General features: G+C 57.4%; 15 protein-coding genes. 6 read left to right on the top strand and 9 right to left on the bottom strand.

What is annotated here, in order from left to right; all coding sequences use genetic code 11:
• On the bottom strand, positions 1-570 hold a 570-nt coding region (locus A2I95_RS23475), incomplete at its 3' end, for a hypothetical protein (RefSeq protein ID WP_291733735.1).
• A gap of 333 nt (positions 571-903) precedes the next feature.
• Here A2I95_RS23475 and A2I95_RS23470 point away from each other — a divergent pair.
• From A2I95_RS23470 to A2I95_RS23460, 3 genes are read left to right on the top strand one after another with little or no spacing between them, the layout of a single operon-like run.
• Positions 904-1,182 carry a CopG family ribbon-helix-helix protein gene (locus A2I95_RS23470; protein ID WP_291733733.1) on the top strand — a complete coding sequence of 93 codons (279 nt, stop codon included), beginning with the start codon at positions 904-906 and terminating at the stop codon, positions 1,180-1,182.
• Positions 1,170-1,463, top strand: coding sequence for a type II toxin-antitoxin system RelE/ParE family toxin (locus tag A2I95_RS23465; protein WP_291733731.1), 294 nt, complete (start codon positions 1,170-1,172; stop codon positions 1,461-1,463). Before A2I95_RS23470 ends, A2I95_RS23465 begins: the two co-directional genes overlap by 13 nt.
• Positions 1,464-1,496: 33 nt before the next feature.
• A complete protein-coding gene (locus A2I95_RS23460; RefSeq protein ID WP_291733729.1) occupies positions 1,497-1,712 on the top strand; it encodes a hypothetical protein in 216 nt (71 codons plus the stop codon).
• Positions 1,713-1,719: 7 nt separating this feature from the next.
• Here A2I95_RS23460 and A2I95_RS23455 read toward each other — a convergent pair whose 3' ends face one another.
• Positions 1,720-1,905 (bottom strand): hypothetical protein, encoded by a 186-nt coding sequence (locus A2I95_RS23455; protein WP_291733727.1) that lies wholly within the window; start codon positions 1,903-1,905, stop codon positions 1,720-1,722.
• A 49-nt stretch (positions 1,906-1,954) separates the two neighbouring features.
• Positions 1,955-2,167 carry a type II toxin-antitoxin system antitoxin, RelB/DinJ family gene (locus A2I95_RS23450; RefSeq protein WP_291733725.1) on the bottom strand — a complete coding sequence of 71 codons (213 nt, stop codon included), beginning with the start codon at positions 2,165-2,167 and terminating at the stop codon, positions 1,955-1,957.
• Positions 2,168-2,338: 171 nt separating this feature from the next.
• On the opposite strand from A2I95_RS23450, the gene A2I95_RS23445 reads away from it, so the two are divergent.
• Positions 2,339-2,803 carry a hypothetical protein gene (locus A2I95_RS23445; protein WP_291733723.1) on the top strand — a complete coding sequence of 155 codons (465 nt, stop codon included), beginning with the start codon at positions 2,339-2,341 and terminating at the stop codon, positions 2,801-2,803.
• A 118-nt stretch (positions 2,804-2,921) separates the two neighbouring features.
• On the opposite strand, the gene A2I95_RS23440 is transcribed toward A2I95_RS23445, so the two are convergent.
• Both A2I95_RS23440 and A2I95_RS23435 read right to left on the bottom strand, forming a co-directional pair.
• Positions 2,922-3,254 (bottom strand): PilZ domain-containing protein, encoded by a 333-nt coding sequence (locus tag A2I95_RS23440; RefSeq protein WP_291733721.1) that lies wholly within the window; start codon positions 3,252-3,254, stop codon positions 2,922-2,924.
• A 237-nt stretch (positions 3,255-3,491) separates the two neighbouring features.
• Positions 3,492-3,734: a hypothetical protein gene (locus A2I95_RS23435; protein WP_291733719.1), complete on the bottom strand. Its 243-nt coding sequence runs from the start codon at positions 3,732-3,734 to the stop codon at positions 3,492-3,494.
• 446 nt (positions 3,735-4,180) lie between these two features.
• Between A2I95_RS23435 and A2I95_RS23430 the strand changes: the two genes are divergently transcribed.
• Positions 4,181-4,525: a helix-turn-helix transcriptional regulator gene (locus tag A2I95_RS23430; protein ID WP_291733716.1), complete on the top strand. Its 345-nt coding sequence runs from the start codon at positions 4,181-4,183 to the stop codon at positions 4,523-4,525.
• A gap of 555 nt (positions 4,526-5,080) precedes the next feature.
• Positions 5,081-5,428 carry a hypothetical protein gene (locus A2I95_RS23425; protein WP_291733715.1) on the top strand — a complete coding sequence of 116 codons (348 nt, stop codon included), beginning with the start codon at positions 5,081-5,083 and terminating at the stop codon, positions 5,426-5,428.
• A 12-nt stretch (positions 5,429-5,440) separates the two neighbouring features.
• Here the strand turns inward: A2I95_RS23425 and A2I95_RS23420 are convergent, their stop codons facing one another.
• The 4 genes from A2I95_RS23420 to A2I95_RS23405 form a co-directional block, all read right to left on the bottom strand.
• Positions 5,441-5,785 carry a hypothetical protein gene (locus tag A2I95_RS23420; protein ID WP_291733714.1) on the bottom strand — a complete coding sequence of 115 codons (345 nt, stop codon included), beginning with the start codon at positions 5,783-5,785 and terminating at the stop codon, positions 5,441-5,443.
• Positions 5,786-5,864: 79 nt separating this feature from the next.
• On the bottom strand, positions 5,865-6,875 hold the full coding sequence (locus tag A2I95_RS23415) for a replication initiator protein A (RefSeq protein WP_291733713.1): 1,011 nt from the start codon (positions 6,873-6,875) through the stop codon (positions 5,865-5,867).
• 234 nt (positions 6,876-7,109) lie between these two features.
• A complete protein-coding gene (locus tag A2I95_RS23410) occupies positions 7,110-8,375 on the bottom strand; it encodes a hypothetical protein (RefSeq protein WP_291733711.1) in 1,266 nt (421 codons plus the stop codon).
• A 385-nt stretch (positions 8,376-8,760) separates the two neighbouring features.
• Complete coding sequence (locus A2I95_RS23405; protein WP_291733709.1) at positions 8,761-9,036, bottom strand: type II toxin-antitoxin system RelE/ParE family toxin; 276 nt, start codon at positions 9,034-9,036, stop codon at positions 8,761-8,763.
• Positions 9,037-9,056: the final 20 nt, after the last annotated feature.

Below are 9,056 nucleotides of genomic sequence, written 5' to 3'. Positions count from 1 at the left end.
GTCCAGATGCTCACGGCACCAATCGGCCCAGGACGTCTGCAAGGCGGAGTATTCGTTCCGCTCGCCCGTGGCCTCCTTCAGCTCGCGCAGCGCCTTGTTGGTCGAGATCACCGGCTTGCCCCGGCTTGCCCGGACCGGAGAGATCAGAACATCGACCACGGCCCCGCCCTTCTCATCGAGGTCGAGGCGGGTGGCGATCACCGATCCTTTGCCGCCCCAGTCCTCGGCCCATGCCTTCGCCTGGTCGAAGAGCTGGCGGTTATGCGGGTTGTCGGGGTCGTGCAGGCTGCCGGCCTTTTCCACCCATTCAGGCGACACCACGCAGATGGCCTGCAAGCAGAGCGGCGCACCCTTCCGCTCGCCGGCCCCCAGCTCGGTCTTGTGGGCTTTGAAGGCGGCGAGATAGTCGCGGTCGGTCTCGGCCTTCGACCAGGCGAGGCCGAAACCGGGTTCCGCATCGTCCCGGACCCGCGCCTTGCCGGTCTCGTCGTGGCGCTGCGCATGGAGGGACGCCCCGCGAAGCTGGGCGATGGTGGAGAGCTTGTTGACGCGGATCGCTGCCTTGAACATGGGACGGTGATAGCGGAGAGCAACAGAATTGTCATTTCAAATGACAACCCACTAGGCAATTCTCTCCGAGCCGCTCCGCTAATTGCCATTGGGCCGGAGGTGCTGCGCCCTCCTGGACCTCCGGCGAGAAGCCGCCTGATGGCGGCTGCGCACCTTTCCGCCCCTGCCAAATGAGGGCCGGCCGGAATGGTGCGCGGAGCCAGCCCGGACCGGAGATCTCCAATAATCGGAGGACCGGGCGGGCGGGGCAGCCACACAGCTGCGGGCAATGGACAAGCCGGATGCAAACGCCATATAGTAGCGCAAGGTATTACCTTTTGCTCGGAGGGCCGTATGGCATCGTCAACATCCATCAAACTGGACGACGACATGAAAGGGCGCGTGCGGCATCTCGCCGAAGTTCGGAGACGCACGCCGCACTGGATCATGCGCGAAGCCATCGCCCAGTATGTCGAGCGCGAAGAAGAGCGCGAGGCGCTGCGCCAGGACACCCTCAAGGCTTGGGAAGAGTATCAGGGAACCGGGCTGCGCGCGACCGCCGAAGAGGTCGATCAATGGCTGGCGAGCTGGGGAACTGAAAACGAACTGCCAGCCCCTGAATGCCACAAGTGATATTCGCCCCGGCGGCGATCCGGGACCTGCAACGGCTGCGTGATTTTCTCCGTCCGAAGAATGCTGATGCCGCGCGCCGCGCTGGCGAGGCGATCCGGCAGGGCGTCAAGATACTGGGTGCGCATCCCCGCCTCGGCCGGATGGTCGATGACCTGCCAGAAGAGTTCCGGGAATGGCTTATCGACTTCGGCGACAGCGGCTATGTTGCCCGCTACCGCATTGGCGGCGATGCCGTGATCATCCTCGCAATCCGGCATCAGAAAGAGGCCGGGTATTCCTGAAAGACCCAGCCCGGGAAAGGAAGGTCAGCTAGCATGAAGGCATCTGAATTCGACCAGGCGTTCGACGCTGGGGAAGACGCGTGCGATGCAATCGACTGGTCCCAGGCGCGTCGGCGGAACGACCAGCTCAAGCGGGTGTCCGTGGATTTCCCTGCCTGGGTCGTGGACGGCCTGGACAAGCAGGCGCGGCATTTGGGTGTGACGCGGCAATCGCTGATCAAGCTATGGATTGCGGAGCGCCTGCAATGAGATCAGTTTAATCCAGGTTCTGGCTGCCGCCGAACCGTTCCGCAAAATCCGGCGGCAGAAGATGCCGGCGTTTTGGCGGCGTCCGTTCCCAGATTTCCGCATCGCTCAGGGGTTCAGAACTGACCTCGTAGTTCCCGCAGTCGAAGCGGGAATCACAATCTGAGCGAGCATCTTCGTGACGGTCGTGAGCCATTTGGCCTCCGGTCTGATTAAGGGGGAGGGCGCTTGCGAGGGGCCGGCCTTCAGGCTTGGCGTTTTCCATCGATCAGGCGGCGGGCTTTCTGCATCACCTGGCTGTGCGGGGAGGCCGGGCGAAGATCGGTTTGCGCCTCCTGAACTTTGGCATGGAACCAGGCGTCATAGGAATCCGGGTCTGCGGCCAGGCCGGTATCGGTTGCTTGTGCCTTGAGCTGACCGACCAGGCGGGCATGAAGCGTTGAAGTCTCGGTGGGCATGGCGTGTCCTCCTGTTTCCGGGAAGAGTTTGTGTGTCAATCGGGATGCAAACAAGCTGTCTTTTGAGGTTGTTTGGCCCAGATGCTCCCCGTTTTGGCGGTTTTCTGTAAAACTGGTGGGGGACGGGTGCTAAAACCGTTTCCCCACCACCAGTGCAGGCGAGCAGAAATCATGGCAAAACTATCTTTGAATCAAGCGGCGAAGTATGCAGGTGTTGCCAAGAAAACCCTCTTGGAACGACTTAGAAGCAACGACTTGAACGAAAAAGTATCGGGCGAGAAGAACGCGCAAGGGCATTGGGAGATTGACGAGGCAGAGCTTGACCGTGTTTTCAGAAAACCACAGGAAGAACCACGCAGTAAAACCGTTTCCCCACCACCAATAAAGGCGACAAAGCCAAGCGAAACCGGTGCGTTAGAGGTTGAAGTTAAGATGCTTCGGGAGCAGGTCGACACCATGAGCGCCGAGCGTGACCGGGAGCGCGGGCAGCTCGTCGATCAGATCGAGGACCTGCGCGCCCGCCTGGATGGAGCAGAGGCAGAACGGGTGCGCCTGAACGTACTGCTAACCGATCAGAGGGAGAAATCTGGCGTTCGGGTGAAGCGCGGCCTTTGGGCACGGCTGGTTGGCCGCTGAACGTCAGTCCGGAAGCTGACTTGAGATTAGCCGTCTTGTTCGTTTTCAACAGCATGGAAGGGCATCATGCCGGTAGAGACGCCGCGATGGTTTTTTGGGGTGCGCCGCGCACGATGGATCAGGTGGGAAATTCACCGGTCTTGATAAAATAAGCGTCAAGCAATGCCCGGGCGCCACGTTTGTTTTGGAATTTCAAGCCGAGGTATGTCGGCCTGCGCCAGCGGACCTGAACGGCAAACTCGCCAATATCTGCGATGGTAACGGATTGCAGCTTGGCTAGTTCAAAGGTGTTCTGCGCTTCAGGCAGGCGCACTGCAAAACCGCCGTAGCTGATATTGTAAAGCGTTGCCTCTAGTTCCCCGTCTGAGAGTGTAACGACACAAGGCAGCTCTAGTCGGAGACGTGGTTCCGATGGAACCACTGTTCGATAGTACAAACTGGGGCTTCCCATGCTGCGTCACCTTTTTATTGAACGTATTTGCATATCTGCGGGCACCTAGCGGCACTCGCAGCGTGGGATATACTTGAGAATCTCCTCATAGGGGAAAGATGGGAGAACGATCCCGTTATAGGGGCGATGTGTTGAGCGAATGCTAATTTTCTGGAGGCGGCATCTCCGGAGGTGCCGACAAGGACGCCCCGTCTCTTCAGGGAGGGGAAGATGTTAACACTCATCAGTTGGGATCCGTTAGTTGGTATCGACAGACCCTTCATCAGGAGGTGAAATCGCGACATCACGTAATGAGCAATTGTCCAGAATTTTTTGCAACCTGGCCGCCTTGTCTCGGCAAGAAATTATGATTTCGTCGAGCTCGTGTGCTAAGAAATCGCCGCTTTGTAGCAGCGTGCCTTTACGTTCTTCTAGGTATTCAGCATCGGACAGGTTCCGGTGAATTTCGGCTCTCACTGCTTCGAGGATGTCGCCATTCATATTAGGTGCAATCCTGTGTTGCACCGCGACACGCAGCAAGTCGCCAGTGATTTAGGTTGTGATGAGCGCCGCGATTGGTAGGTATACGGCGAGCACCAGAAGAGTTGTCTATTTTTGTCCAGCTTACGATCCTTGCAAGCAATCCAATTTGGTCTTTGTTTAACCTGTCTGCCCTAGGCTAACATAGCTCTGGAACATTGTCGCTAAGCCGTGTTCGTTGTATTTCGTGAGCCTTCTGTTCCGAACAGCCCGCCCGCCCCAGGAGACCAGCTGAGCTGGCTCACCGGCGGATTTCTGTAGTTGTGAGCGGATAACCTGGCATGCCTGCGCTGTGCAGCGGGGACTTCGAGATGTTTTTGTGTTCCAGTAGATGATGATGCAACCTTGTAGGTTGCGTTTTCCAGCAGTGTAAATTTACCATAAGTTGCAAGCTAAGGAGCCAGCTCATGCCGCACCCCGTTGATATTCACGTAGGTAAACGAATTCGTGGCCGGCGTTGGCTCGTTGGAAAAACCCAGCAGGAATTGGCGTCTAAGGTCGGTATCAAGTTTCAGCAAATCCAGAAGTACGAGACAGGTGCAAACAGGGTCAGCGCTTCCCGGCTTTGGGAAATCGCAGACGTACTTGGTGTGGACGTAGTGCATTTCTTTGCAGGTTTGAACGGCTCAAAGAACATCACTGATGATATTGTCATAGTCAAAGAAGCCGCGGAGCTTGTCAGAATATATTATAGGATTCCTGAGAAACAGCGTACCCAGCTTTCTAGTCTAGCCAAGGCGCTTGCGGCTTAAAATCCTGTTTCAGAAAAGCCACGAAGGCATGGCAAACTGTCATACAGGGGGGGCTTGGCGAAAGCCCATCTAAGGAGCGGAGCAACCCACATAACCTGGAAAAAAGTAACTGGTTAAACGCGGGTTGCTCTCACCCTGCGTGAAGAAAGTGCAGGGCTCCTTATAGTAAACTGGTAAGTCATAAATGTTGAAAGAGATTTTTGTGACTTTGAATTTTCAGCCGCTTAACTAAATTTGCTTCGGCAGTCCTGGAAAAGAAAGTGGACACCCCAAAGGAGGAGTGCCCATTGTGTTTTGCCTAGTCACTGAGCTTGAGGGAAGGAATACACGCTCAGTTCTCTTTATGCGGTAGTTTCGTTTATGAAACGTTTATACTTCGTTGAAGGGGGGTAATGCAGGGCCGACTGAAGCTGCAACATCTTCGGTCACACGGATTAAAGCCGCGGACCAGCACTGGGCACGATCGAGGAGCAGCAGTTTCCCTGCCCCTGCCATCCTTTTTGCCCATTCTCCCTGTAAGATGCCGGTATCTATGATTCTTTTGGGAAATTAGTAATGAAGAACATCTTCCTTGTGACGCCGATGCTTTGCATTCTGGGGTCAACAGCTACAGCAGCATGTCACGATTTTCGGGCAGACAGTACCTACAGGGAACCAGAGGTGATTATCTGCTACGGTACAAAGTGCGATCTCACGAGAAAAATAGTGGTGTGCAACGGTGGTGGAAACAACTTCACTGACTACGAAGTAGGATGGCGGTTTGGCTATACGTATGAGGTGCACACGGGTGATGATAATATTCAGGAATACATTGAGTGGAATGGGTCGGTAGTCCCGCCTGAAAAATGGGAAGAAATCCGTGTTTTTGAGTTGAAGGAAGGTATCGCTATTGAGGTAGATTGAGCGCTCATGCTGTTACCAAGCACAAATTTTTGCTTCGCGGTTCGACCAGCATGCACCGTCGCGTCTCAAGTAACCAAAGAATGCATGTTGGTGTGAAGCGGGAGTCAATTTTTGACCGTACCCGTAGTCACCGTCCCCATTCCAACGGCCGTCCGCCCAGCCTGCCTCTATGACTTCAACAGTGACCCACCATTCTCCAAAAGTCAGATCAAAGCTTCCATTTGTCGAAGCGCTGAACTCGCATTGCCCGTCGATATAGACGTTTCCAAGGTATTCGACGTAGCAACGCGCTGTTTTTCCAAATGCAGGGCCGACTGAAGCGGCAACGAGGAGCATGGCTGAAGCCAGTTTTTTCATGAGTTTAAGGGCTTTCTAAAAAGGAGGGTGAGGTTGCGATATTGGATATGAGAAATTGTCAGCTTCGGGAAGAATCCTTCTATGACCTCAGGCCACTCTGCTTCTTGCAGTAAGCCAGGAAAGCAGCGCCTGCGTTTTTCGGCGGGTTGCCCTTGGCGGCTTCAGAGTTGGCAAACGCCAGCCAGTCCGAGCGGAGGGAATAATAGTCCCGGCCTTTCTCCCTGGCGATGGCCCTAGCCTTGTCCTCTGCCCATTCCGGCAGCCTGATACCGGGCAAAAGCTCGCTCTGAGGCGAGCGCGGACGGAAGACCACCAGGTCGTCCGGGGTCAGCTCCATGCGATAGAACGGTGTGTGATCGTCCTCAATGATCTGGCGGATATTCAGCCGGAACTTCTTCAGGGGAGCGTTGCTGCCGATCTTTTCCTGAAGCTTGGCGAGGCCGATCTGCCATTTCGGCTGGCTCCCGCAGTGCTTGCGGCCGATCTCGTAGAGACGGCGCTCAAGCGGGCGGCGCAGGCGGAAATAATCGTTTGAGATCGTTATGACCTCGTTGGCCTCGATCGCGCGCATCAGCCAATCAGAGAGAACGATCTCGCAGTAGTCGAGGCGGAAACGTTCGTCGGCGGTGCGGACAAAACCGCCCTCGTCGATCAAGCCGAAAATGCGGGTCTGGATCTTGTTTCCCGTCGCAATGTTGGTGGTGAAGGTGGTGCCACGCAGGCGCTGAAACGCCTTTTCAAGGCGTTTGTATTCACGGCCATCTGTGTTCCGATTTGTGGCGATCATCAACTCTCTGGCGCTGAACCGGACCCGTTTGCCAATCTTCTCTCCCCGGTTTTTCCGGTGCATCAACTGGCTGATGCAGAAGATCATGATGTCTTTGTCTTTGATCGTTGGCAGGCCTAGGCCAGATGGGATGATTTCCAGCTTATTATCGCCGTTTTGATAGACCAAGTGGCGCATGTCCGGCTTGGTCGCCAAGGAAAACAGAGGATGCTCCATCGAAGCGGTGTCGTCCTTAGGAACCACGTCCGCGATATCGAGGATGAAGAAGTCTTTCTGTGGGTGTCTATCCGGGAGCAAAGGCATAAGGGCACCGTAACTTGTATTCGTGCCATCAGGAACCCAAAAGTTCGTGCCATCAGGAACTCAAGGGGCCGGGATTTTCATTCGTGCCTTTCGGAACCGAAATTCGTGCCTTTCGGAACTGAAATTCGTGCCTTTCGGAACCCTGTGGATACTTTCCTGCTCTATGGTCAATGGCTTAGGGGCAATTTTCGACCCCGTAACATACTCCGTAGGTAACACTATTAACACTAGGGGTCAGCGACCGTGGCTCGGTCCTCGATCCCGTTCCTGGCTGGGACGGTCGGTGAGATCCGTGTCCCGTTCTGCCGAGGGTTCTTTCCGGACCGCAGGAGCTGTCAGGCCAAGGTTCATCTCATGCCGCTCCACCTCTGCCAGCGCTTCCTGCGGCCAGCAGATCTGTTCTTCGATCTGGGTCGCATCAGGCCGCAGCATGTTTTTCACCGCAGCCTCGATCCTGGCGCAGAACGCTCCGCACTTCGCCACCACTGCCGCCAGATGCATCCGGTCGGACAGGCTGGGGAAGAACTCACGCCCGGATTCATACCCGTCCCCCATGTTCGCCCGCAGCCCCATGCCGAACCCATGGGCCGCTTCAAACACACGCTCTGCCCCAGACCTGACTGCCCGGATCAAAGGCCAGGGATCGGTTTGGGGATCCCCGCTTACCCGATGCAGATCCAGAGCGCCCTCAGGAGGCTCGTAGGAGCGCCCCTGGACCTTGTGGCGGGCAATCTCCCCCTTGAGCATCAGAAAGTCGCTCAGGGCCTCTGTATCGCGCTCTGAGAGGTCGGTGTCCCTGATGGCATCCCACAGCCCCTGAGAGGGCGCTCTGACGCTCTCACGGGCCTTGTCCATGACCGCACCATAGGTTTCCGGAGAAAGGTGTTGGCGCTGGGTGATCTCTTTCCGGGTGCCGCGCACGATTTCGTGGTCCAGATGCTCACGGCACCAATCGGCCCAGGACGTCTGCAAGGCGGAGTATTCGTTCCGCTCGCCCGTGGCCTCCTTCAGCTCGCGCAGCGCCTTGTTGGTCGAGATCACCGGCTTGCCCCGGCTTTCCCGGACCGGGGAGATCAGAACATCGACCACAGCCCCGCCCTTCTCATCGAGATCGAGGCGGGTGGCGATCACCGATCCTTTGCCGCCCCAGCCTTCGGCCCATGCCTTCGCCTGGTCGAAGAGCTGGCGGTTACGCGGGTTGTCGGGATCATGCAGGCTGCCGGCTTTTTCCACCCATTCCGGGGAGACCACGCAAATGGCCTGCAAGCAGAGCGGCGCCCCCTTCCGCTCGCCGGCCCCCAGCTCGGTCTTGTGGGCTTTGAAGGCGGCGAGATAGTCGCGGTCGTTCTCGGCCTTCGACCAGGCGAGGCCGAAACCGGGTTCCGCATCGTCCCGGACCCGCGCCTTGCCGGTCTCGTCGTGGCGCTGCGCATGGAGGGACGCCCCGCGGAGCTGAGCGATGGTGGTGAGCTTGTTGACGCGGATGGCTGCTTTGAACATGGGGCGGTGATAGCGGAGAGCGACGGAATTGTCATTTCAAATGACAACCCACTAGGCAATTCTCTCTGAGCCGCTCCGCTAATTGCCATGGGCCGGAGGTGCTGCGCCCTCCTGGACCTCCTGCTGTTCGCCCATTTCACGGGCGACAAATCCCTGCCTTCCCCTGCCTTGTGGCGGGCGATGTCAGTCAGGGATTTGAGGGCCTCCGAACCGTTCCGCAAAATCCGGCGGCAGCAGGTGCCGGCGCTTTGGCGGCGTCCGCTCCCAGATTACCGCATCGGTCAGGGTCTCGGCGCTGACCTGGTAATTCCCGCAGTCGAAGCGGGACGAGCAATCAGAGGGAGCATTCTCGTGGCGGTCGTGAGGCATTTGTTTCCCGATCTGGCTAGGGCCACATCTGCGCGGCGTGGAGCACGCGCAGCACCGTCACCGCCGCTGCGGTTTCGGTATAGACCACGATATAGTTTGGCCGGACCACCAGTTCCCGGGTGCCTTCTACCCTGCCGGGGCGGCCGCGTTTCGGGTGAGCCGGGAGCTGCGCCACCTTGCCCTGGATTTCTTCCACCAGGGCAAGGGCTGCGTCCGGGTTGTCGTCCGAGATGTAATCGGCAATCGCCATCAGGTCGGCGACCGCCGGAGCCTTCCACTCGAGTTCAGGCACGGCGCTTCCCGTCGATCAGG

Source organism: Leisingera sp. F5 (assembly GCF_001593695.1).
This window is presented reverse-complemented; position numbering and strand designations above follow the sequence as displayed.